At 34.6% G+C, this 22,810-nt stretch carries 20 protein-coding genes and 1 pseudogene; 17 read left to right on the forward strand and 4 right to left on the reverse strand.

The genetic code is table 11. The features are described from left to right. The first annotated feature begins 204 nt into the window (after positions 1 to 204). The 6 genes and pseudogenes from nrdJ (at position 205) to relB (ending at position 7,032) form a co-directional block, all read left to right on the forward strand. A complete protein-coding gene (gene nrdJ, locus ATN92_RS06480) occupies positions 205 to 2,445 on the forward strand; it encodes a ribonucleoside-triphosphate reductase, adenosylcobalamin-dependent (RefSeq protein WP_056953875.1) in 2,241 nt (746 codons plus the stop codon). 314 nt (positions 2,446 to 2,759) lie between these two features. Then, positions 2,760 to 3,290, forward strand: a complete 531-nt coding sequence (locus tag ATN92_RS06485) for a DUF2975 domain-containing protein (RefSeq protein WP_056953877.1) — start codon at positions 2,760 to 2,762, stop codon at positions 3,288 to 3,290. A 10-nt stretch (positions 3,291 to 3,300) separates the two neighbouring features. Continuing rightward, positions 3,301 to 3,504, forward strand: a pseudogene (locus tag ATN92_RS18740) (helix-turn-helix domain-containing protein); the annotation flags it as partial. A gap of 662 nt (positions 3,505 to 4,166) precedes the next feature. After that, positions 4,167 to 4,589, forward strand: a complete 423-nt coding sequence (locus ATN92_RS06495; protein ID WP_056953879.1) for a CopY/TcrY family copper transport repressor — start codon at positions 4,167 to 4,169, stop codon at positions 4,587 to 4,589. Further along, positions 4,586 to 6,643, forward strand: a complete 2,058-nt coding sequence (locus ATN92_RS06500) for a heavy metal translocating P-type ATPase (protein ID WP_321197784.1) — start codon at positions 4,586 to 4,588, stop codon at positions 6,641 to 6,643. Before ATN92_RS06495 ends, ATN92_RS06500 begins: the two co-directional genes overlap by 4 nt. A 161-nt stretch (positions 6,644 to 6,804) precedes the next feature. Continuing rightward, positions 6,805 to 7,032 (forward strand): type II toxin-antitoxin system RelB family antitoxin, encoded by a 228-nt coding sequence (gene relB / locus ATN92_RS06505; RefSeq protein WP_056953881.1) that lies wholly within the window; start codon positions 6,805 to 6,807, stop codon positions 7,030 to 7,032. Between the two features lie 199 nt (positions 7,033 to 7,231). Here the strand turns inward: relB and ATN92_RS06510 are convergent, their stop codons facing one another. Next, the gene (locus ATN92_RS06510) at positions 7,232 to 8,224 is read right to left on the reverse strand and encodes a sensor histidine kinase (RefSeq protein WP_056953883.1); all 993 of its coding nucleotides are present in this window, start codon (positions 8,222 to 8,224) and stop codon (positions 7,232 to 7,234) included. A gap of 11 nt (positions 8,225 to 8,235) precedes the next feature. Continuing rightward, positions 8,236 to 8,910, reverse strand: coding sequence for a response regulator transcription factor (locus tag ATN92_RS06515; protein ID WP_056953885.1), 675 nt, complete (start codon positions 8,908 to 8,910; stop codon positions 8,236 to 8,238). An 82-nt stretch (positions 8,911 to 8,992) separates the two neighbouring features. On the opposite strand from ATN92_RS06515, the gene ATN92_RS06520 reads away from it, so the two are divergent. Together ATN92_RS06520 and ATN92_RS06525 are read left to right on the forward strand one after the other, a co-directional pair. Next, positions 8,993 to 9,763, forward strand: coding sequence for an ABC transporter ATP-binding protein (locus ATN92_RS06520; protein ID WP_082604569.1), 771 nt, complete (start codon positions 8,993 to 8,995; stop codon positions 9,761 to 9,763). Further along, positions 9,744 to 11,741 (forward strand): ABC transporter permease, encoded by a 1,998-nt coding sequence (locus ATN92_RS06525; RefSeq protein WP_056953889.1) that lies wholly within the window; start codon positions 9,744 to 9,746, stop codon positions 11,739 to 11,741. The genes ATN92_RS06520 and ATN92_RS06525 overlap by 20 nt, the downstream gene beginning before the upstream one ends. On the opposite strand, the gene ATN92_RS06530 is transcribed toward ATN92_RS06525, so the two are convergent. Further along, positions 11,731 to 12,186, reverse strand: coding sequence for a hypothetical protein (locus ATN92_RS06530; protein ID WP_056953891.1), 456 nt, complete (start codon positions 12,184 to 12,186; stop codon positions 11,731 to 11,733). The two genes, ATN92_RS06525 and ATN92_RS06530, sit on opposite strands and share 11 nt — an antisense overlap. A 42-nt stretch (positions 12,187 to 12,228) precedes the next feature. On the opposite strand from ATN92_RS06530, the gene ATN92_RS06535 reads away from it, so the two are divergent. From ATN92_RS06535 to ATN92_RS06555, 5 genes are all read left to right on the forward strand, one after another. Then, positions 12,229 to 12,954 (forward strand): MBL fold metallo-hydrolase, encoded by a 726-nt coding sequence (locus ATN92_RS06535; RefSeq protein ID WP_056953893.1) that lies wholly within the window; start codon positions 12,229 to 12,231, stop codon positions 12,952 to 12,954. Between the two features lie 258 nt (positions 12,955 to 13,212). Further along, positions 13,213 to 13,611 carry a transcriptional regulator SpxA gene (spxA, locus tag ATN92_RS06540; RefSeq protein WP_054643068.1) on the forward strand — a complete coding sequence of 133 codons (399 nt, stop codon included), beginning with the start codon at positions 13,213 to 13,215 and terminating at the stop codon, positions 13,609 to 13,611. A gap of 267 nt (positions 13,612 to 13,878) precedes the next feature. Further along, positions 13,879 to 16,419 (forward strand): BspA family leucine-rich repeat surface protein, encoded by a 2,541-nt coding sequence (locus tag ATN92_RS06545; RefSeq protein WP_056953895.1) that lies wholly within the window; start codon positions 13,879 to 13,881, stop codon positions 16,417 to 16,419. Positions 16,420 to 16,547: 128 nt separating this feature from the next. Continuing rightward, positions 16,548 to 17,222 (forward strand): adaptor protein MecA, encoded by a 675-nt coding sequence (locus tag ATN92_RS06550; RefSeq protein WP_054643070.1) that lies wholly within the window; start codon positions 16,548 to 16,550, stop codon positions 17,220 to 17,222. Positions 17,223 to 17,279: 57 nt separating this feature from the next. Then, a complete protein-coding gene (locus ATN92_RS06555; protein ID WP_056953897.1) occupies positions 17,280 to 18,131 on the forward strand; it encodes a competence protein CoiA in 852 nt (283 codons plus the stop codon). 50 nt (positions 18,132 to 18,181) lie between these two features. Here ATN92_RS06555 and ATN92_RS06560 read toward each other — a convergent pair whose 3' ends face one another. Continuing rightward, entirely contained in the window at positions 18,182 to 18,835 is a 654-nt protein-coding gene (locus tag ATN92_RS06560) for a DsbA family protein (protein WP_056953899.1), read from the reverse strand. Between the two features lie 144 nt (positions 18,836 to 18,979). Here ATN92_RS06560 and yjbM point away from each other — a divergent pair, with 144 nt between their 5' ends. Genes yjbM through mgtE form a run of 4 tightly spaced genes read left to right on the forward strand, consistent with a single transcriptional unit; the run spans position 18,980 to position 22,718 of the window. Next, positions 18,980 to 19,636 (forward strand): GTP diphosphokinase, encoded by a 657-nt coding sequence (yjbM, locus tag ATN92_RS06565; RefSeq protein ID WP_025084617.1) that lies wholly within the window; start codon positions 18,980 to 18,982, stop codon positions 19,634 to 19,636. Beyond that, complete coding sequence (locus tag ATN92_RS06570) at positions 19,633 to 20,445, forward strand: NAD kinase (RefSeq protein WP_056953901.1); 813 nt, start codon at positions 19,633 to 19,635, stop codon at positions 20,443 to 20,445. Before yjbM ends, ATN92_RS06570 begins: the two co-directional genes overlap by 4 nt. Then, complete coding sequence (locus ATN92_RS06575; RefSeq protein ID WP_056953903.1) at positions 20,432 to 21,352, forward strand: RluA family pseudouridine synthase; 921 nt, start codon at positions 20,432 to 20,434, stop codon at positions 21,350 to 21,352. The genes ATN92_RS06570 and ATN92_RS06575 overlap by 14 nt, the downstream gene beginning before the upstream one ends. After that, on the forward strand, positions 21,345 to 22,718 hold the full coding sequence (mgtE, locus tag ATN92_RS06580) for a magnesium transporter (protein WP_056953905.1): 1,374 nt from the start codon (positions 21,345 to 21,347) through the stop codon (positions 22,716 to 22,718). The genes ATN92_RS06575 and mgtE overlap by 8 nt, the downstream gene beginning before the upstream one ends. Positions 22,719 to 22,810: the final 92 nt, after the last annotated feature.

The raw sequence follows: 22,810 nt of genomic DNA on the forward strand, positions 1-22,810 counted from the left end.
ATTAGAATAGTAATTGCGACTTTGAATTTTTAATTATAAATTAAAATCCAAATTGGATATTTTTAATTTTTAAATTGCCTAAATATCAATACGCAAAACCATTTCTAAAATGTCAATAGAAATAGTTGAACACTATATATTGTTATTGAAAAGAATTAAAGGTACTATATATTGTGTTATTTCAAATGTGTGGAGTGAATATTAATGAATACAATTAATAAAATTATTTTATCAGACGACTTTATTGACGAAGTCAAAAAAACAATTAAACCCCACTGGGGCGAGTTAGGCTGGGTTACGTATAAACGTACTTATGCTCGTTGGATTCCAGAACTTGGACGTACTGAAAATTGGTCAGAAACAGTTAAACGTGTTATTGAAGGTAACATCAACCTTGATCCACGTTTGAAGGATGATTCATTAACTGATGAACAATATGCCAGCTTGGTTAATGAAGCTCAAAATCTTTATAAATTGGTTTACGGTTTAGCCGCAACACCATCAGGTAGAAATCTTTGGATTTCTGGAACTGAGTATCAACATCGTAATGGTGATGCTTTAAACAATTGTTGGTTTGTTGCCATCAGACCACAAAAGTATGGTGATAGTCATATCGTGCCTTCTTACTTGAAGCAAGATCAATTGGCTGTTTCAATGCCATTCTCATTCATGTTTGATCAATTAATGAAGGGTGGCGGTGTTGGTTTCTCTGTTGTACCAAGTAATATGAAATTAATGCCGGTTGTTGATAACAAAGTTGATTTAACTGTTCTTATTGGCAAAGAGAGCGCCTCATACGATGATTCAATCGCAGCCGGTGCTGTTGACCGTGATGAATGGTTAAAGAGCCATGAACTTGAAAATACACGTCATTATGAACTTCCTGATACTCGTGAAGGTTGGGTAGTTGGAAATGCAAATATGATTGATGCTCACTTTAACGATACTAACGATGGTTTGAAAGATGTTGTTTTAGATATTACTAAGATTCGTGCTAAAGGTGAAAAGATCAAAGGATTTGGTGGAACAGCTTCAGGTCCCGTTCCTTTAATTGAAATGTTCTTTGATATCAACGAAGTTTTGAACAATGCTGCTGGTAGAAAGTTAACATCCGTTGACTGTACCGATATGGGGAACTTGATTGGTAAAACGGTTGTTGCCGGTAATGTTCGTCGTTCAGCTGAATTAGCTTTAGGTGGTGCTACTGATGATGATTTCATTACTATGAAGCAAGATCAAAAGAAACTTTATCATCACCGTTGGGCTTCAAATAACAGTGTTGCTGTTGATTCGAAGTTCAATAAGTATGCTCCAATTGCCGATTCCATCACACATAATGGTGAACCAGGAATCGTTAACTTAGAATTATCACGAAATTATGGCCGTGCCATTGATGGATATCAACCAGGTATCGATGATGGTGTTGAAGGGACTAATCCTTGTGGTGAAATTTCCTTAAGTAACGGTGAACCATGTAATTTATTTGAAGTCTTTCCATTGATTGCTCAGGAACAAGGTTGGTCATTGGAAGAGGCCTTTGAATTAGCAGCTAGATATACTAAGCGTGTTACATTTAGTAATTACGACTGGGAAGTTTCAAGAGCTGTTATTCAAAAGAATCGTCGTATCGGAGTTTCAATGTCTGGTATTCAAGACTGGATTTTGACAACTTTCGGTAATCGTGTTGTGACTGGTTTTGAATCTGCCACGGATCCTGAAACAGGAGATACTATTCAAAAGCCAATTTACGATCAACGCGTTTCTAAGAAATTTGATGATTTATATCATTCAGTTGTTGCAGCTGATAAGGAGTACTCAAAGGAATTAGGATGTAAAGCTTCAGTTAAACACACAACAGTTAAGCCATCAGGTACTGTTGCCAAATTAGCTGGTGTATCCGAAGGTATGCATTTCCACTATGCAGGTTACTTAATTCAAAGAATCAGATTCCAAGATAGTGATCCATTACTACCAGCCCTAAAGGCTTGTGGATACAAGATTGAACCTGATGTCTATACAAAGCATACAATGTGTGTTGAATTCCCAGTTAAAGCCGCCAATGCCGACGACCCTAACTTTGCTTCAGCCGGTTCAGTTTCAATCGCTGAACAATTTGCAACACAGGCCTTTCTACAAACATATTGGTCTGATAATGCTGTTAGTTGTACAATCACATTCCAACCTAACGAAGCAGATGAAATTGCACCATTGATGTATCAATACAGACACGTAACGAAATCAACTTCACTATTACCTTATAGTGGTGCCGATTTCAAACAAGCTCCTAAGGAACCAATTGATAAGAAAATTTATCAAGAACGTGAATCAGAGGTTAATGAAAACGTAGCTGCAGTATTTGCTGAACAAAATGATAATCATGACAAGAAAGACATCGAGTTAGTTGATCAATCAGACTGTGCCGGTGGCGCTTGCCCAATCAGATAGAAGACAGAGCGTGGAGCAGGGACGGTTAGCCTCCGAGGATTTGCCTAAGAAGTGGAATTATCCGCTGAACTTTGCGGATGGTTCCACTTCTGTAGCAAACCGGAATGGGTTGCCCTTGTGTAGCTCGTTTCTACTAGATTGCATAGAACTATGGTTATTAAAAAAGATAAATAAATTAAATTAGTAAAAAGATGCAAACTTATTTTAACAAGTTTGCATCTTTTTTACTTATATAATTATCGCAAAACAATATTAAAATATTGATTAACAAAAATAGTTATCTGTATTAAAATACGAAGTAGGGGGTGCTTGAAATGGAAAAATTATCAAACTTTATTTTAAAAGTATTATCGATTCTGACTGTCGTAGCTCAAATATTTTGTGGAATTGCAGGTGCATCTGTAATCTTCGCCAACGTTGCGGTCTTGTTTGTTTCGGGGGAAGCCGCAACGGAGCTTAAGAAGTATGTTCTACAACCATCTAACTTGAGCAAAGGGATGTTGGAATTAAGCGGATTGAATGCTTTATTAATTTTAGTAAGTATCATTTTTGCTCTACATGCATTACGTAAGATTATTAATAATATTGCACAGAGTGACTTCTTTGTAGAATCAAATGTGAATAACATGAAATTAATGATGGGTTCTGTTGTGATTTTTATTTTGGGTAATGTTCTTAGTATGATGTTTTTCTCATTCGGAAATGGTCGAAATTTGAGTTCAATATTTAGTAATTCCTGGGGACAAATCGGTAGTTATTTGATACTTTTGGCGATTATATATATGCTATATCTAGTATTCAAGTATGGTTTTGAATTACAGCATGATTCAGATACTGTTATTTAGGTGATTGTGAATGATTAAAATAAATCTCGATTTAATGATGTTAAAGAAAAAAATCTCTTCAAAAGAGTTAGCGCAAAAAATCGGTATTACACCAGCTAATCTATCAATTCTTAAAACTGGTAAAGCTAAAGGTATCCGTTTTGCCACGTTGGAGAAAATTTGTGAAGTTTTAGATTGTCAACCAGGTGATATTTTAGAATATCAGAGAGAAGATGTGACAGATACGAAAAAAACAGTTTATGAACAAGTATTTGAATTGGTTGATTCAATGTACAATTCTTTAGTTGATGAAACTGATTTTGATCCAGAAGTTATCAAAGTTCTAATGACGGCTGGAAAATATCTTAACGAAAAAAAGATGCCACCTCAGGTGATTGCTGCGAAAACGGTCAATGGTATTATTTTGGCTAACATGTCCAATAAGTCGAAATTGGATCAAACTAATTCAGAGCGTTTAAATCAGTTATTAATATTATCTCGATCTGAAGGGTACAAGTGGTCATCTGTTGGACCAACTGATTTGGGAGTTCAATTTTAGATTATGAAAGTAAGATATACCTTTTGTTTGAAAGGCTAGTATGGCAACTATCTTTAATGGTTGGTGTACTGGCCTTTTTGTTTGTAGATAACCATTGTTCTATTTTTAATAGTGGAAACGAGCTACGTAGGCTAATTTCTTCCGGTTTGCTACAGTACTGGAATTGCCCGCAAAATACGCGTGCGATTCCAGTACTTAGGCAAATCCTCGGAAATTCTCAAGCCTACTTCGCTCTCTGTCATTTTTATAAGCGTAATACTTTACACATTTTGTTTACGGTTGTAAACTAAGAATTGTTGAGAAGACTACAGATGTAAACCTAGAAGGAAAGTGACAATATGAAAGAAATTGAAACAATGAGTAAAGCTGAATGGCAAGTAATGAGGATCATTTGGACTTTGGGTCAAGCAACTAGTAAAGAAGTTATTGATATTCTTGAACGAAAGACTGATTGGAAATCTGCCACGATTAAAACTCTGATCGTTCGTTTACAAAAGAAAAACTTTTTGAAGGCTGAAGAAACTAAACGTCCTTATGTTTACAAGCCACTGATAGATGAGGATTTGGCTATTCATCAGAGTGTTAACAATTTGTTTGATAATCTTTGTTGCATGCGTAAGGGTCAAGCGATTAAAGATTTAGTACAAAACTCTGAGATTTCTCAAAGCGATATTTCTGATATTGTTGGGGCTTTAAATGCTAAGGCCCAAACAGCTCCAGAGGAAGTCGAATGTAATTGTTTGGAGGCAAACTTATCATGAAAGATATGAATGGAATGAAAATGAATGATAACGATCATTCAGATATGGATATGTCGGGAATGGACATGTCTGGTAGCCACATGATGATGCACGGTGGTCACATGATGGATATGGGGGACTTGAGGAAGAAATTTTGGATTTCGCTTGTTTTAGCAATACCAGTATTTGTACTATCACCATTTATGGGTTTAAATTTGCCTTTCCAAGTTCAATTTCCTGGATCTGATTGGATCGTACTAGTTTTAGCTACAATCTTGTATTTCTATGGTGGAAAACCTTTTATCACTGGTGCCAAAGGAGAACTACAATCTAAGCAACCAGCTATGATGACTTTGATTACTATGGGTATCAGCGTTGCTTATATTTATAGTTTATATGCCTTTGTCATGAATGATCTGGTTCATTCACCACAACACATTATGGATTTCTTTTGGGAACTATCATCCTTGATTGTGATCATGCTTTTGGGTCACTGGATCGAAATGAAATCTACCATGAGTGCTGGCAATGCTTTACAAAAGATTGCCTCACTAGTTCCTGATCAAGTTCATATGGTACATGAGGGAAAAACTATGGATCATGATATTTCCATGGTTAAAGATGGCGACGTTGTTGAGATTCGTGCCGGAGAATCAGTACCGCTAGATGGACATATTGTTAGCGGTACTAGTTACATCAATGAATCTTTGATTACTGGTGAATCTAAAGCCGTCAAAAAAGAAATTGGCAGTAAAGTTGTTGGTGGTTCGATCAATGGTGAAGGTACAATACGTGTAAAAGTTGATAAAGCTGCCAATGAGGGTTACTTGTCACAGATCAGTAAACTTGTATCTGATGCACAGAATAATCGTTCTAAGACACAAATGTTGGCTGATAAGGTATCAAGTTGGTTATTCTACGCTGCGTTGTCAGTGGGAATTATTGCCTTTGTTTATTGGCTGATTTTTGGTGATATGAATACAGCACTGAACAGACTAGTAGCTGTTTTGGTTATCGCTTGTCCACATGCCTTGGGATTAGCAATTCCTTTGGTTATGTCCCGCAGTACTTCAATTGCCGCAACTAATGGTCTAATTATTCGTGATAATCAAGCTATGGAAAATAGTCGTAAAATTGATTACATCGCAATGGATAAGACTGGAACTTTGACTGAAGGTAAATTCACTGTTAATGGTTTGAAGAGTATTGATTCTACAATTAATGATAATAAATTACTTTCAGTTATCGCTGGTATTGAAAGTGGTTCTAGTCATCCCATCGCCAATAGTATCGTGCAATATGCTAAGGATAAGAAGATTGAAATAGCTAATTTTGACGATGTTCAAGCAATTAAAGGCTATGGTATGAGTGGAAAGTTAGAGGGTCACGAATATTATTTAGTCAATATGAAGTATCTAAAAAATGAAAATATTCCAATTGATAGTAAATTAGTTCAAACATATTTAGATAAAGGAAATACTATTAGTTACCTAGTGGCAGATAAAAAAGTTCTTGGTTTTGTGGCCTTAGGTGATCGAATTAAGAAGAATACGATTGAGTTCATTAAAGAGTTAAAGGCCAGAAATATTACAACTATTATGTTAACTGGTGATAATAAAGATGCTGCAGCAACCATGGCTAAACAGATGGGAATTGATGAATTTAGAGCTGAATTATTACCAGAGGACAAGAATAAAGTAATTAAACAACTTGAACTATCTGGTCATCACGTCATGATGGTCGGGGATGGTATTAATGATGCTCCTAGCCTTGCCGCAGCAACAATCGGAGTTGCTATCGGTGCTGGTACAGATGTAGCGATTGATTCAGCTGATGTAATTTTATACAACAGTGATCCATTCGATATTATTAAATTCTTGAAATTGTCCCATCATACTTATCAAAAGACGGTCGAGAATCTTTGGTGGGGAGCTGGATATAATATTGTAGCAATTCCTTTAGCTGCCGGAATCTTAGCGGGTGTTGGATTTGTTTTAAGTCCTGCTGTTGGAGCAATTGTAATGTCACTTTCCACAGTTGTTGTCGCTATAAATGCGTTGACTTTAAAGATGTGATTTGGGAAAAATACTAGACATTATGTCATTAACTAACCATATTGAACATTCAATTTATGAAACAAAAATTGTATAATATTGAATTGTGAAGAGGCTAACTATTGAAAAAAACTCTTCATGAGGATACACTAGGTTTGATATGGGACAGGTGGTGATGAAAGATGGCAACTATCTCTTTCCAATTAGATGATTTTGATGAAAAGGTGATTCGTAATTATGCTAAATCGAAAGATATGAGTATTTCATCTTTTCTTCGTACAGTAGTGATTGAAAAAATAGAAGATGATATCGATGATGAACTTTATGAACAAGCGTTACAAGAGTCCAAGAATGGATCTCAAGATATTACGCTAGACGATGTGAAAAAAGTGATGAGTCGGTACTGTTAAATAAAAAATGCAGGGTAATTAATTCTGTATTGGGGTAAGTAGTAAGTCCACACTTGTGGATTTACTACTTATTTTTTTATCGTATTCTTGATGTTGTCTAAAGCAAACTAAGCGTTGAATACAAAAAAGAGCCAGATATTAAATATCTGACTCGAACAGTAGCATCTATTTGTGACATGCTAGGATCATTCTAAGAAATTTACTTGTAATAAGGCAAATCGAGGAAAGTAATAATGAATTCAGTTCCTTGACCTGTTTGGGATTTAACTTCAATTGTATGACCAAGCTTGTCGATCATCTTTTTAACTAAATACAAGCCCATACCAGTAGATTTACTACCTGATTGACGGCCATTGCTACCGGTAAAGCCTTTGTTATAAATTCGACTAACATCCTGATTAGCGATACCAATACCATTATCTTTGATATGCAATTCAACGTTATTGTTTTTATCTGTTGTGAAGATAGAAATTTTGCCACCACGATTAGTGTATTTCAAACTATTAGAAACAATTTGATTAATAATAAAACTCAGCCATTTTTCATCAGTTAAAATTTTCTTATCAGTGATGTCTAAACTGATTCCAATACGTTTATTAATAAAGAGGCGTTTGTTAGTTCGAATAGAAGCTTTAACAATGTTGTTGAGGTCCTGTTCTTGAATTAAATAGTCATTGGAAAAATTGTTCAGACGAGCAAAGTAGAGTGCCTGATCAACTAAGTAATCAATCTGATCGATTTCTTCGTCAACTAGGTTTTTGTCTAATTCATCATCTTGTGAAAGTTTCAAAGCTGCTAAAGGAACTTTAATATCATGAACCCAAGATTCAGTATATTCACGCTGATCTTTTTGATTTTGATAGAGCTTCGTCAACTCATTACGATATTCCAAAGAAATATTATTGATTTTCTCCTGAATGTATTTCTGCTCGTTGTTGCTGGCACCAACGAGTTCTTTAGATAAGTCATTTTGATAACTTTCTAATTGCTTATACCAAAATTTCTTATGATTGTAGGAAATTGATAGATTCACTACTAAAAATATCATTGCTAGAATCCAAGTATAAATTAATGTTCCCGGATAAAAGTCTACGTTAGGATCAAGAAAGAGAACTATTTCTACAAAAGTAACACCAATCAGCACAATTAGAATTGAATAAATATGATCTTTTAGATATTTAAGAAATGTCATGATTTACCTCATTAAGGAATAATGTATCCTTGACCAACTTTAGTTACAATATAATTTTTGAGACCATATTTTTCGATTTTACTGCGGAGACGATTGATGTTAACTGTTAAAGTATTATCATCAACGAAACGTTCGTCATCCCACATAAAATTGAGTAATTGCTCACGAGTAACAATTTTGCCTTGGTCTTTTAAGAGACGTTGAAGTAGTTTATATTCATTTTTAGAGAGATCAATCTTATTGTCATCAATTTCAACGGAACCACTTGAAAGATTCAATTTGAGACCATTGTGCTCGATGACGTCGCTAGTATTTTTAGTAAAGTCATAAGTACGACGTAGCAAGGCATTGATTTTAGCCACTAAAATATCGACCGAGAAAGGTTTTTCTACAAAATCATCAGCCCCCATATTCATAGCCATGATTTGATCCATATTGGAATTACGGGATGAGATGATTATAATGGGAGTCTTAGAAATTTTTCTGATTTCTTGATTCCAATAGTAACCGTCGTAGACAGGTAAGTTGATATCTAAAAGAACTAGGTCAGGTTTGTATTCATTGAATTGATCAATGATACTGTTGAAATCTTTCGTAATATAAGAATTGATTTGCCATTTGGCAAGATTTTCACTGATTAATTTGGAGATAGATTGATCATCTTCAATAATCATAATTTTAGCCATGTTAAAATTCCCTCCGTGCTAGAATGAAGACACTATGTATATAATATGATAACAATAATTATTTAATTATGGAGAAATTACGTTGCAAATAATTGTAAAGAATATTTCAAAAGATTTTGGAAAGAAGCGAAATGCCGTTCACGCCATTAAGGATATCAGCCTAAAAGTTGAACATGGCGAATTTTTAGGAATCATGGGTCCGTCGGGTGCAGGTAAAACGACACTGTTAAACATGATATCAACTAATGAACGTCCAGATCATGGTCAAATAATAGTTGATGGTCAAGACCTGACGCAGCTACATGATCGTGATCAAACTAAGTATCGTCGTAATAAAATGGGGTTCATTTATCAAAGTTTTGAATTGTTGGATTCATTGAATGTGAAGGAAAATGTTATTTTACCACTAGCTTTGAATCGGTCAAATAAAAAATTAATTGAGGAACGCTTCAATTATATGATGAATTTACTTAATATTGAAAAATTAAGTAAACGTAATATTGATGAGTTGTCTTTGGGTCAGCGTCAAATTGTGGCAGCTGCGAGAGCTTTGATCAATAGTCCAGAGATTCTATTTGCTGATGAGCCAACGGGAAGTCTTGATTCTAAATCAGCGACGATTTTGTTGAACTATATGCAATTAGTTAACCAACGAGAGAAAACGACTATTTTAATGGCGACGCATGATGCCTTTACGGCTAGTTATTGTAGTCGGGTAATCTTTGTTAAAGATGGTGTAGTTTTTTCTGAAGTTGTTAACCCTGGCAATCGAGATAAATTTTTTGAACAGATCATCAATATGCAACGGACGATTGGAGGGGGAAGCTATTTCAATGTATCGCAAAATAATTAAACGTAGTTTATATAATATGCGTGATAGCTACTTAATATACATCCTAGCTTGTGCTTTTGCCATTGGAATATTTGGGATTCTGATTTCTTTGGGAGACAATCCTTCCGTGCGAGTTTCGTTACGATCGTGGAATTCATTTATTTCAGATATAACTATTATGATGAGTGGACTTTTTGCATTCTGTGCCTTTATTTATATGGCTTATGTTGGTGGCTTTTTCATCAAGCAACAGAGAAATGAGTTTCGAACCTTTGAAAAATTAGGGATGCAACGTTGGGTCATAGTAGCGATTAGTTTTATTCAAACAACGATTGTACAAGCTTTTGCTTGGATTATCGGTTTGTCTACAACTTTGATTTTTCAAAAATTTATGGGAATGGCGTTATTCTATCTGATGCGATTACGATTTAATTTCATAATGCATATCAGTTGGAATGATGTTTTTCTTCTAGCTAAAATGTTCTTTTTCTCGACATTGGTTTTGAGTATTATCAACGCCATTAAAACGTTTAGGATTTTGCAACGAAAGACTATTAAACGTGAGATAAAGACGCGATGGTGGCTAAGAATCCCGGCAGGCATCTTTGGATTATTACTATTATTTAGTGCTCAGATTTGTACGGTGTCGTTATTCTACGATATGCATACGGTCAGTTATTCATCCAAACCGATCACTGAAATATTCTTTGTTATGCTAGCTGACATTTTTGGAACATATTTAGTTTACTTTGGATTCTTGCCAACTATTTTGAATACTTTACAGCGAATTCATTCTGTCTCCTATTCTGGAATCAATATGTTCTCTTTTAAATATTTAAAGGAGAGATTATTTCAAAATATCTCTATCTTATGGTTTGTAACTGAATTATCAGCTCTAGCCTTGATGCTACTAACTTTTTGTTATTTTGGGTATCAAGCGGTGCATCGTAATTATAATAGTGCCTATCCCTTTGAACTGGCTGCTGATAAAAATACTGCCGGTGTGATTAAGCAGGAATTGAAAAAGAGTAAGGCTCACATTAAAGGTGAGTACCAGACAAACGTAAAAATTAATTTGGTGTCTTATTATAAAAAAGATAATCAAGACTATATTCGTCAGCCAATGACTTTCATGTCATATAGCGATTATATGTCTTTACCCAAAAGAATGCGGAAGTGGAACGGTAAAATCAACTCGCGTGAATTCTTGAAAATTGATTATAATGGATCGATTTTTGAAAATCGCCACTTTAAAGAACATGATATTCGGGTCAAAGATTCGCCGGTCATTGCTACGGTTAAAACAGGTAGTTCGTTTCCATATGGTAGTTCGATGCATTTTGGGCCAATGATGGTTGTGCCTGATAAGTATTATCAGAAGATGCCGGCTGAAGTTGAGGATACCTTTTATGGTTGGGATTTCAAGCGAGGGGATCGGTTGAGTACAAAGCAGTTGGAAAAGCTAGATAATTTCCGCGATGCTTACTATATGAAAGTTAATTTCAAAAAGACCTTGGATCAATCAAACATTGAAGTATTGAAAAAAGCCCCCGATAGAGGAGGCTCCATCTATACACAGGCCGGATTCTTAAGACAAGGGAGCATTAAAAAGAATTTTACTCAAGGTGGAGGATTCTATCTCTTTATCGTGTCTTTGTTCAGTGTTGCTTTGTTGATTGCCTTAGGAAGTGTACTGACATTGAGAATCCTTTTGAGGGATGATTATCAATCGCGGCAATTGCGAACCTTACAAAAAATCGGTGTCGAAGAAAGCGAGGTCAAGCGTATTGTTCGTCGTGAAAATACGTTAACTTTCTTGATACCGTTGATTTTTGCCTTGGCACAATCGATTGTTGCGATTGCGATGTCGAATACTGGACGGCATATCTCAAAAAATATTATTTTGATATACGCTGGTTATGTTGTTTTATATGGTATTTTTGGTTTGGTGAGTTATAAGGTCTCTTGGCATGGGATCAAACATAAATTTAGTCTGTGACGATTGAGTAACTTTTGGTAAAGAATCCAAAATCTTCTTCGTTAGTACCCTGAATTTGTGATTGAACCTCTAGTTGTAAATTTTTGTTCCATTGTTTTATTTGATGAGTTTGTGTAAAAGTTTTAAGAATTAAATATTCTCTTGGACTATCTCTTTTTTGAAAGACAGCTGTTGCGGTAGAATTAAAGGAGTATTTGTGGAGACTGAATAATTTATTTTCAAATAACTTGGCCTGATCAGGATTAAACTTCAGATATGTCAAGGAATATAACCTATTGAATTCTTCATACTCTCCATTGATACTACGGTATTGCGCAAAAGTGGATAACTTTTTTATTAAAAGATGGTCTGCGTTAATACTAAATAAGGGTTTTAATAAAGTATCAGCAGAAGTTTGCTGACTCTTTAAAAAATTATATGTGCCTAGCTTTAATGTTATGTTCATAATTATTGAAATCCTTTCAATTTAAATTTTTTGGAGGTTTCTATGTTAGTTACAGTATTAGGTTTTTACGGAGGGTATCCTTATAAAGGAATCGGTACTTCTGGATACTTATTACAAAACGACGGTAAGAATTTGTTGATCGATTGTGGTAGTGGTGTTTTAAATTCACTATCTAACTACATGCAACCAACTGATTTAGATGCTGTTGTTTTATCCCATTATCACCATGATCATACAGCAGATGTGGGTGTTTTGCAGTACAATTGGCTCGCTGCTAAAAAAGAAAATCCACTACCTATTTATGGTCATACACAAGATTTTGTCAACTTTGCTCAATTGACAGAACCAAATGCAACTAAAGGAATCGCCTATAACGACTATGAACCAACTGAGATTGGAACATTAAAGTTCGAATTTCTCAGAACAGTTCACCCAGTTCCAGCTTATGCGATGAGAATTACCGATAGTAAAGGTAAGGTAATCGTTTATACAGCTGACACCACATATTTTGACGGTTTAGTCGACTTTAGTAAAGATGCAGATTTATTAATTGCTGATACTAATTTTCCAGAAGACGTAACTGGTCGTAAATGGCACTTAAATACAAAAGAAGCTGGTACCTTAGCTAAGGATGCCAACGTCAAACGTCTTATGATAAGTCATTTACCTCAAACAGTTGATGTTGAGACAATGTTAAGCCAATCACAAAAATATGCGAGAGAAATTCCAGTCGTGAATGCTTTCCAAGGTTTAGAAATCGAAGTTTAATCGCAGAGTGATAGGATTATATTTTCAATGAAAGTACTATAAATAATAACTAATACAATAAATTAATCCAAATTTATGTTTTTTGTGAAAAAAATACATAAAGGGCTATTTAGTGGGTACATGTTTTCACAATTAAACAATTTTCGAACAAATATTCGTAACTTTTTATTGAAAAACTATAGATTTTATTAATGCAATGGGTTACAATATTATTGTGTTTAAAGAGTTTGATACTACACAGGAAAGGAGAGATTATATATGGTAACCATTTATACATCTCCAAGTTGCACATCATGTCGTAAAGCCAAGGCTTGGCTCGAGGATCATGACATTCCTTACAAAGAAAGAAACATTTACTCTGAACCTTTAAATAAGCAAGAAATTAAACAAGTTTTACAAATGACTGAGAACGGTACAGAAGAAATTATTTCTACACGTTCAAAGGCATTCCAAAACCTTAAAGTTAATTTGGACGATTTAACAATTGATCAATTGTTGGATTTAGTTCAAACAAACCCTGGTTTGTTAAAACGTCCTATTATTATGGATGATAAACGTCTTCAAGTTGGTTTTAACGAAGATGAAATCAGAAGATTCTTGCCTAGAAGTGTTAGAACTATGGAACTTCAAAAGGCTCAATTAATGGCTGGATTATAAGAATATAAACAGAGCATTTCCTAACGGAAGTGCTCTTTTTTTGTTGCCAAAATTGGTAAGAACATTTTGAACAATCAATTAAAGAATTTATTCACAATAGAACAAATATATTTATATTAAATGAAAAAGTATATTCATGATGTTTGATATAATTCACCTTAAGAAAACGATTTCAAGGTGGACGCTATGCATGTATTCAGAAGGCCTATTTCGAATAGAAACAACTTTGTCATATTGTCGGTGATACTACTTTTGGGAATCTTGTGTATGACCGTTTTTGAGACAAATGAGATACAGGCGGCTACGACAAATGATGTGCAACAATTGTTAAATCAGAATGCCGCTAATTTGATGAATAATGAATCCCTTGCACAGACTGACGACATGTTACCTACAGCAGCGACAATCACATATAGTGGTGTCAATGGTACGGCTAATTGGGACATTGACAGCACTGGAAAGTTGACGGTTCACGCAGGTCAATTAGCCTATGGCATGGGCAATTGGAAGAATTACGCTAGTTCAATTAAAAGTGTTTATGTAGAAGATGGGGTAAAAGTAAATAATGACTTTGTTACATCAAATGGTAATAATGGAGTTTTTTCAAATTTAGAAAATGTTACGACAATTGATGTAACCAATTTAGATGTATCGGCAGCTTCAACATTGGGATACATGTTTAGTGGGGATAAAAAATTAACAGAAATAATTGGTCTTGAAGCCTGGAAGACATCCAAGGTTACGTGGCTCGGTAGTATGTTTTACGATAACAATTCTTTAAAGAGTTTGGATTTATCGAACTTTGATACTAGTCATGTAAATAATTTTTTTGGTATGTTTATGAACTGTTATTCGTTAGAGTATCTTAATATATCGGGATTCGATACTTCTGAAGCTGACAGTTTAAATCTTCTTTTTCTGGGGGTTCCTGGTGAAATAGTTGGGTTAAAAGGTTTTGATACATCAAATGTAACTAGTATGAGGTCAACATTTCAGAATGTGAATTTTATTAAAAATGATCCTGATGACATCAAAGATTGGGATGTTTCTAGGGTCACGGATATGTCAAGTTTGTTTAATAAAAGCAAATTTAATGAGTTGGATTTAAGCAAATGGGATATAGGCAAGGTTACAGATATGTCCTCAATGTTTAACGGTGATAGTAACGTTTCACAAGTTAAGGGAATCAGAGAGTGGGATACATCAAATGTAGAAAATATGTCTTCAATGTTTGCAGGAGTGACTGATAGTGATCTTTCGATGGTGAATGATTGGAATGTCTCAAATGTCACGTCAATGTATTCGATGTTCGGCGATTGTTCTAATTTAGCAGAATTAGATTTATCTAATTGGAATACTCCAAAGTTAAACCATACGGGGAGTATGTTTAGCAATGACAAATTACTCAGTGAAGATACGTTGAAAGGATATGAAACTTTAGTTACTGATAAAACTTTGCGTATGGGTTCTATGTTTTCAGGAACGGGATTTAAAACGATTGATCTATCACAGTATGATACTTCCAATGTAGAGGACTTAAGCAGCGTATTTATGGGAACTACTAAATTACAAAAGATAATTGGTACGTTTGACACTAGTTCGGTAGTTGATATGACAGCATTATTCAATGGCTCAGCTATTACTGACTTTGATGGGTTAAATATTGCTGATTGGGATACTTCAAAAGTTGAAAAGATGTCCCGTATGTTTCTAGCAACATCGATATCGAATTTTGATTTTTTGAAAGATTGGGATACTTCATCTCTGACTGATTTAAATTCGACATTTTCAAAAAATACTAAGGCTAAGACGATACCGTTGGTCAATTGGGATGTGTCTAAAGTTGGAAGCTTTTATTTGACCTTTAATGGCTCTAGTGCATTGGAGAGTCTGCCCATTGAAAACTGGAATGTTACTAGCGCCACAACAATGTATGGAATGTTTTGGAGTGCATCTTCTTTGAAAAAATTAGATTTTTCTAAATGGAATACTCCTAATGTGAAAAGTTTTTATGCAATGCTGAATAGTACCTCTGGTTTAGAAACAGTCGATCTCTCAGGATTGGATACTACTAATGCAACCGATATGAGTTACTTCTTTGGCTTAGAACATAATTTGTGGAAAATTACTCTTGGTCCTAAATCAGTTATGAAAAATCTTCAAGGACAGCCAAATACGACTGGAGTTCAATTTCCAACTCCTGTCGTAGGTAAAAAAATTAATGATTCATCAACTTCTGAATCTTATAGTGCAATTAGCGATAAATGGCAAGAGGTTGATTATGCAAATGGAGGTTCTGACCATCAACCAGTGGGAAATCTCTTTTCAGCACAAGAAATTGTTGATCAATTTTCCAACGCAGGTAATCCAATTACTACGTATGTTTGGCAGCAACATCCAATTATTAATATAAAAATGCAAGTACCAGATATTGATTTTGGTAAGATCAATAATGCACCACAGATTTTTCATCGGAAAAATAAAGATTTTGCTATAACGATTAATAATAATAATTATCCGGCTGATAAAGTTGTATCAAAGATCACAGTGTCCTTATCTGAACCCTTAACTACAGCAGATGGACAAAATACTCTAGAAAATGCTTTGGTCTATCGTGAAAAGAAAAAGAGTAGTCAAATTCTGTCAGGTACTCCAACGACAATTTACGAAGATGAAATTCCTGATGGAGTTAGTTCTATTAATTGGGATGACGATGATGGAATCCTTTTGGATATGAACAATGAGTCTTATGCCAAGAGCGATAACTATTCAACCACCTTAAATTGGACTATGGTCAACAGTCTATAGAAATCGTTATTTTTGACTAGCTTTTCGAGTTTTAGTATATTATTTGAATGACTCGAGTTATCGGTATATGATAGTTGAAATAGTTTATAAGACTGTTAGAATGTAGATACAGAATTGAGGTGACTATGATGGAGATGGATCGACTTAATGAGAATACAATCAGAGTCATTCTTAGTACGGAAGATTTACAAGAACGTGGCGTAACTGTTTTAGATTTGTTAGGTAACAAGAAGCAAATCGAATCGTTCTTTTACAGTATTTTGGATGAAGTTGATAAGGATCATGTCTTTACGAATAATGAACCAGTTACTTTCCAAATAATGCCAAACAAAGCAGGTTTGGAGCTGTTAATCAGTAAGAGTGATGATTCTGAAGATACAGATTCATTGCCATTAAATGGGCTACAAGGTTCAGTCGTTAATAATAATGATGATACTAACGAGGCAAAAATGGGTACTGAGGAATATGATAGTGATACAGCACCATATTTGAATGACCCAGATACACCTACGAAGACGGTTATTGTTGAATTTAAAGACTTTGAGGACTATGTCCAATTGGCTGATTTATTACACTTAGAAAGTGGAATTTCAAATCTTTGGGAATATGACAATAAATATTACTTGCAGTTGATTCTGTTTACAGATGAGATGCATGAAATGACTTATAGTGATGTTTTGGCTTTACTTAGTGAGTATAGCTTTAAAACAAAGGTCACAGCAGCTGTCCTATCAGAGTATGGTAAGGAAATCATGTCTAAGACAGCTTTGGAACTTACTAGATATTATTTTGATAAAAAATAAAACCAACTCAATTAGGGTTGGTTTTTTTTTGCGTAATTTTATCTAGAGGTGATGGAAGTGTATGCCGCTTTAAATGAAATGGGATTATTAGTTGATGCACTGCAAGCGAAAAAAGAAAATAATTATTATTGTTGTCACTGTAAACAAAGAGTGAAATTGATCGTTACAGAATCACGAATTTATTTTCGACACAGAAATAAATGTAATAACGAAATAAACGAGCGTTTGATTCATCAAAAAGGTAAGAAGATGTTGATGAATGAACTGAGTAAATTGAATCCGCGGTCTTTAGCAAGTGAGGTTTATTTATCAAAAATTAAACAGCGACCGGATATTTTAGTTAATGGGAATTTTGCGGTTGAGTATCAGTGTGCGCAAATTAATGCTGATATTTTAACTAAGAGAGTTAATGGGTATCGTAGTGTGGGAATAAAAAATATTTGGATCTTGGGTGGTCATTATTTAAAAAACAAATTGGGACGCGAGCATTTAAAATTTATTTCCTATAATAAAACTTGGCAGTTTTACCTATTAACCTTAGATTCACAGCAAGGGATAATGACACTTTTTTATAACATTGAATTCATCGGTCCATTTAATAAAATGATTTATCAAAAAAGAATTTTTTCAAGAACAAAATTTTATAAATTGTTTATATTTCGACCAAAATTAATTCAAAAATTGAGAATATATACTGATAAACGCTGGTTAAAGAAAATCAGAAAAAAGAACGACTTAGTATCGCAAAGGTTCAAATTAAACTTTTATACAGTACACAAAATGACGGTGGAAGAGTATCTCAAAGAAGATAAATTTGATGCGGAATTTCCTATATTTGCTAATCCAGCTTGGCAAAGACGTTGTGGTCAAATGCCTAAGCGGTTGAAGCAGCCATTGTTAAAAAAATAGCTACTAGAAACCCTATTGTTGGGATCTAGTAGCTATATTTGTTTGTAAAACTATTTTCTAAATCTATCTAAACTGATAACTGTTCCAGAAGTAGAAACATTACTGGCAACATCTTGTGGAAGTTCTCGTTCTAACAGGATGTTAATGTTATTGGTAATATCTTCTTGAGAAGTAGATTCTCCAAAATTATTGATCATCATGCCTGGTTTTTCATCGTCTTCACAATCAAAAATTACAGCCGTTGGTGCCTTTTGAATATGCATTTCCATTGATAATTGTTGGTCACGCTTTAAACCTTGGCTGACACATTGGCTTTCTTTATCAGTCATGATGGACTTGTAATCAAGCCCACTATTGTTAATTACGCGCCTGATAGTGTTATCATCAAAGGGATTATTCAAAATATTTACTTGTTCTTGAAGATTCATTAAAAAGTTACGTGCTTTTTTGTTACCCTGACAGGATGCTGCTTTATAAAGTTTTGCAGCTTCAATTACATCTTGAGATGCACAGGTACGTTCCTTAATGTCGGTAATCTTGAAACCTTTTAATTGAACATAATCGTTAATTGTTGCCATATTATAGTTCGTCACAAAATGATATTGTGTATCAATATCGTGTTTTCTAGTGAAATCAATAATTGCTTGTTCCACTTTTAAACAATACGAACATAATGGATTAATATATAAAAATACTTCCCACATTATGTTTCCCTCCATCTCTATTGCAATGTCATTCTACCAACATTTTTAAAAAAGGTAAAATTTTAAACTCAAAGATTGGTAATATTTATATTTAGATGAATCTTTTACAAAACTACGATATATTTATATTAAAGCGAGGTTATTATGTCAGAAATCAAATGGAATGAATTTTTGATACCTTATTCACAGGCAGTTGATGAGCTAAAAATTAAATTTAGAAATTTACGAAAAGAATTCCTCGAAAAAAATGAACATTCACCTATTGAATTTGTGACAGGACGTGTTAAAACGGTCGATAGTATTAAGGAAAAGATGCGTCGCCGATTTATTTCTAAGGAATTATTGGAACAAGATATGCAAGATATCGCAGGAATAAGAATCCAGTGTCAGTTTGTGGAGGATATTTACGAAGTGGCCAAATTATTGCATATCCGTGAAGATATGCGTGTTATTGAGGAACGTGACTACATTGCTAACAGTAAGCCAAGTGGTTATCGTTCATATCACGTCGTAATCGAGTATCCAATTCAAACATCTAATGGACAGATAAATATTCTTGCTGAGATCCAAATCAGAACTTTAGCAATGAATTTCTGGTCAACAATAGAGCATTCGTTAAATTACAAATATAAAGGTGATTTTCCTGAAGAGATCAATGAACGATTAAAACGAGCTGCTGAAGCCTCATTCATGTTGGACGAAGAGATGTCCAAAATACGGGAAGAGATTCAGGATGCTCAGCAATACTTCACAGATCGAAAACGGGATTTAAATGGCCCAACGGAGCAGGATAAAAAATGAAATTATGGATTAATAATAACAACAAAGAACAGTCGGTTGAAGCGGCAAATAAATTACGCAGTAAATTGTTAAATGCTGGGTTAATATTGGATCGTCGTAATCCCCAATTAGTTATTAGTGTAGGTGGCGACGGAACACTTTTGAGTACTTTTCATGCCTATGCAGCACATCTGGACCGTGTAAGATTTTTAGCTCTGCATACTGGTCATTTAGGCTTCTATTCAGATTGGACAGATACGGAAATTGATGAATTGGCTAAGCGAATCATTGAATGTCAAGATAATATTCCTTCGACTAGTTACCCTGTTCTAGATATTGTTGTTGAGAATAAAGAGGGTTCACTTTTCCACGGAATAGCAATTAATGAAACGGTTGTTAGACGATTATCTTCTTTAACCATGAAGACACGTGTTGATTTAGATAAAGAATTCTTTGAAAGTTTTCGTGGGGATGGACTCTGTTTTTCAACACCAACCGGTTCAACGGCTTACTCTAAGTCAGTTGGTGGAGCCTTGATTCATCCAAAAATTAGTGTCTTTCAAATGATTGAAATTGCTTCGATTAACAATCGTGTTTACCGAACAATTTCTTCACCAATCATTATCCCTCACAATCAACAAGTCGATCTTTATCCACAGACAGCTGATGATTATGTTATTAGTTGTGATGGAATTACTACAAAGCTCAAGAATGTTAAGAAGATTACGATTAAGCTTAATTATCAACGAGCCCAATTTGCCCAATATCGTCATAGACATTTCTGGACTAGAGTAGAAACAGCTTTCTTAGCACAAAATGAAAAAAAATAATCGTTTCTTAAAATTTGTGATCAGTCCTAATGACAAGAAAACTATCCGTAAATTTCTCGTGCAGCATAAATTTTCCTCTAGTCAATTGCACAACATGAAAAATAAAGGTGGACGTATTTTTGTCAATCATAAACAACGACATTTCAATTTTCAGTTACATGATGGAGATGAGATGTTGATTGTCCTTAACGCTGAGGAACCATCGGATTTGATTAAACCAATGACAGGATCAGTAGATGTAATCTTTGAAGATGATTATCTATTAGTTGTTAACAAGCCACCAGGGATAGCCAGTTTACCCGCTAAAGCTCGTGATAGTAAAACGATGGCTAACTTAGTTAAGGCATACTTAATCTCTAAAAAAGAGAACAGTACGATCCATTTGGTTACCCGTTTGGATCGAGATACTTCAGGTTTAATGGTATTTGCAAAGACGTCGTATGCACATTCATTGTTAGATCAAATCCTTCACACAGAAGACTTTCAAAAGTTTTATTTAGCAATGATCTATGGACATATGGAACCAGCCAGTGGATTAATTGATTTACCAATTGGTATTGATCCGGATGCTTTTTATAAACGAGCAATTGACCATCAAGTGGGTAAGAAATCACAAACGGTTTATAAAACGGTGGAAAATTATGATAATGGTAGTCTGTTGGAACTTAAATTATTAACAGGACGAACCCATCAAATAAGGGTACATTTATCGGCTGTTGGTCATCCTATTATCGGGGATGATATGTACAGCCAAAAAATTGATCCTCGAATTCATCGACAAGCGTTACACTGTTATAATCTACAAATCGTTCATCCGGTAACAAAAGAGTTGTTAAATTTAAAGGCGCCTTTACCTCAGGATATGGTAATCTTAAAGAGTGTGTTAAGGGGTGAGAGAAATGGATGAAAATGAAAAGAGACTGCAAGAAAAATTTGAACAGTTAAAACGGTACCTCGATAGTGATGACAAGAAAAGGTTTCGAAAAACCTATCTTGATATGCATTTTTACGATCAAAGTACGTTCTATCTCACTTTAAATAAAGAAGAACGAGTTACGCTTTATTCCATCTTGGAACCGGATGAAATGGGCGATATGTTCGATACTATTGAAGATGACAATCCAGCAATTCCTGATTTGTTGAAGGAAATGGATTTGGATTATGCTTCAAAGATGTTGAATGATATGTATGACGATAATGCTGCTGATGTTTTGGAACATCTGGATAAAGTGGATGTTGACCGTTTTTTGGAGCAAATGCCTAAAAATGATGCTAATAATTTAAGAGGCTTGTTACATTATGATACTGAAACAGCCGGTGGTATTATGACTACTGACTATGTTCAGTTTCATGAAGAAGAGACATCGTCAGTAGCCATTAGGGCTTTGAAAAAGTTTGCCGAAACGGCTGAAACAATTTATTACCTATACATTTTAGATAGTCATGATGATTTAGTCGGAGTGATGTCATTACGTGATTTGATCATGTTGGATGATAATGACATTTTAGGTGATCATATGAATAGCGACGTTATAACGGTTAATGTTGATGCTGAACAAGCTGAGGTAGCCCAAGTCTTCAGAGATTATGAGTTCTTAGCTGTTCCAGTAGTCGATCATTCAAATAAGATGGTTGGTATCGTTACGGTTGATGATGTTATTGAAGTTATTGATGATGAGGCTCAACAAGACTATTCTGGTTTGGCCGGTGTTAGTATGGATGAAGCTAATAATGATGGACCATTCAAAGCTGCCTCAAAGCGATTACCTTGGTTGATAACTTTGTTATTACTGAGTATGATTACGGCAACTTTAATCAATCATTATGAAAGTTTATTAGCTGAGGCTAGTATTTTGGCGGTTTTTATTTCTACAATTACAGGTACGGCTGGTAACGCGGGTACACAGAGTTTGGCTGTTGCTGTTAGGCGTCTAGCAGTTGAAGAAATCAATCGCCATGAGTTTTTAAAACTAATAGGTAAGGAATTGATTACTGGTTTTGTAACTGGGTTAGTTACTGGCGTTTCGGTCTTTCTATTAGTTGGTATTTGGAAACATAACTTTGTTTTGGGTATGGTTATTGGTTTAGCTATGTGTGCCGCTATAACGGTCGCCAACTTAGCCGGTAGTTTAATTCCAATGTTAATGTCTAGTTTTGGATTTGATCCTGCTGTGGCCAGTGGACCATTTATTTCGACGTTAAGTGATTTAACCAGTGTTTTGATTTACTTTAGTATCGCTGGCGTATTTATGCAATATTTCGTTAAAGCTTGAAAAAGTGGAATATGGGATGCTTTCCACTATAAAAATAGTTAATAAAAAAGCTCAGTATAACGACCATCAAGGATGATTGTTACACTGAGCTT

Source organism: Companilactobacillus bobalius, assembly GCF_009764355.1.

Coding starts and splice junctions, on each gene's coding strand:
- yjbM (WP_025084617.1), top strand. CDS start 18,980: ATGTCAGAAATCAAATGGAATGAATTTTTGATACCTTATTCACAGGCA.
- ATN92_RS06545 (WP_056953895.1), top strand. CDS start 13,879: ATGACCGTTTTTGAGACAAATGAGATACAGGCGGCTACGACAAATGAT.
- ATN92_RS06510 (WP_056953883.1), bottom strand. CDS start 8,224: ATGACATTTCTTAAATATCTAAAAGATCATATTTATTCAATTCTAATT.
- ATN92_RS06495 (WP_056953879.1), top strand. CDS start 4,167: ATGAAAGAAATTGAAACAATGAGTAAAGCTGAATGGCAAGTAATGAGG.
- ATN92_RS06500 (WP_321197784.1), top strand. CDS start 4,586: ATGAAAGATATGAATGGAATGAAAATGAATGATAACGATCATTCAGAT.
- ATN92_RS06570 (WP_056953901.1), top strand. CDS start 19,633: ATGAAATTATGGATTAATAATAACAACAAAGAACAGTCGGTTGAAGCG.
- ATN92_RS06525 (WP_056953889.1), top strand. CDS start 9,744: ATGTATCGCAAAATAATTAAACGTAGTTTATATAATATGCGTGATAGC.
- ATN92_RS06560 (WP_056953899.1), bottom strand. CDS start 18,835: ATGTGGGAAGTATTTTTATATATTAATCCATTATGTTCGTATTGTTTA.
- ATN92_RS06485 (WP_056953877.1), top strand. CDS start 2,760: ATGGAAAAATTATCAAACTTTATTTTAAAAGTATTATCGATTCTGACT.
- ATN92_RS06530 (WP_056953891.1), bottom strand. CDS start 12,186: ATGAACATAACATTAAAGCTAGGCACATATAATTTTTTAAAGAGTCAG.
- ATN92_RS06550 (WP_054643070.1), top strand. CDS start 16,548: ATGGAGATGGATCGACTTAATGAGAATACAATCAGAGTCATTCTTAGT.
- spxA (WP_054643068.1), top strand. CDS start 13,213: ATGGTAACCATTTATACATCTCCAAGTTGCACATCATGTCGTAAAGCC.
- ATN92_RS06515 (WP_056953885.1), bottom strand. CDS start 8,910: ATGGCTAAAATTATGATTATTGAAGATGATCAATCTATCTCCAAATTA.
- ATN92_RS06575 (WP_056953903.1), top strand. CDS start 20,432: ATGAAAAAAAATAATCGTTTCTTAAAATTTGTGATCAGTCCTAATGAC.
- mgtE (WP_056953905.1), top strand. CDS start 21,345: ATGGATGAAAATGAAAAGAGACTGCAAGAAAAATTTGAACAGTTAAAA.
- relB (WP_056953881.1), top strand. CDS start 6,805: ATGGCAACTATCTCTTTCCAATTAGATGATTTTGATGAAAAGGTGATT.
- ATN92_RS06535 (WP_056953893.1), top strand. CDS start 12,229: ATGTTAGTTACAGTATTAGGTTTTTACGGAGGGTATCCTTATAAAGGA.
- nrdJ (WP_056953875.1), top strand. CDS start 205: ATGAATACAATTAATAAAATTATTTTATCAGACGACTTTATTGACGAA.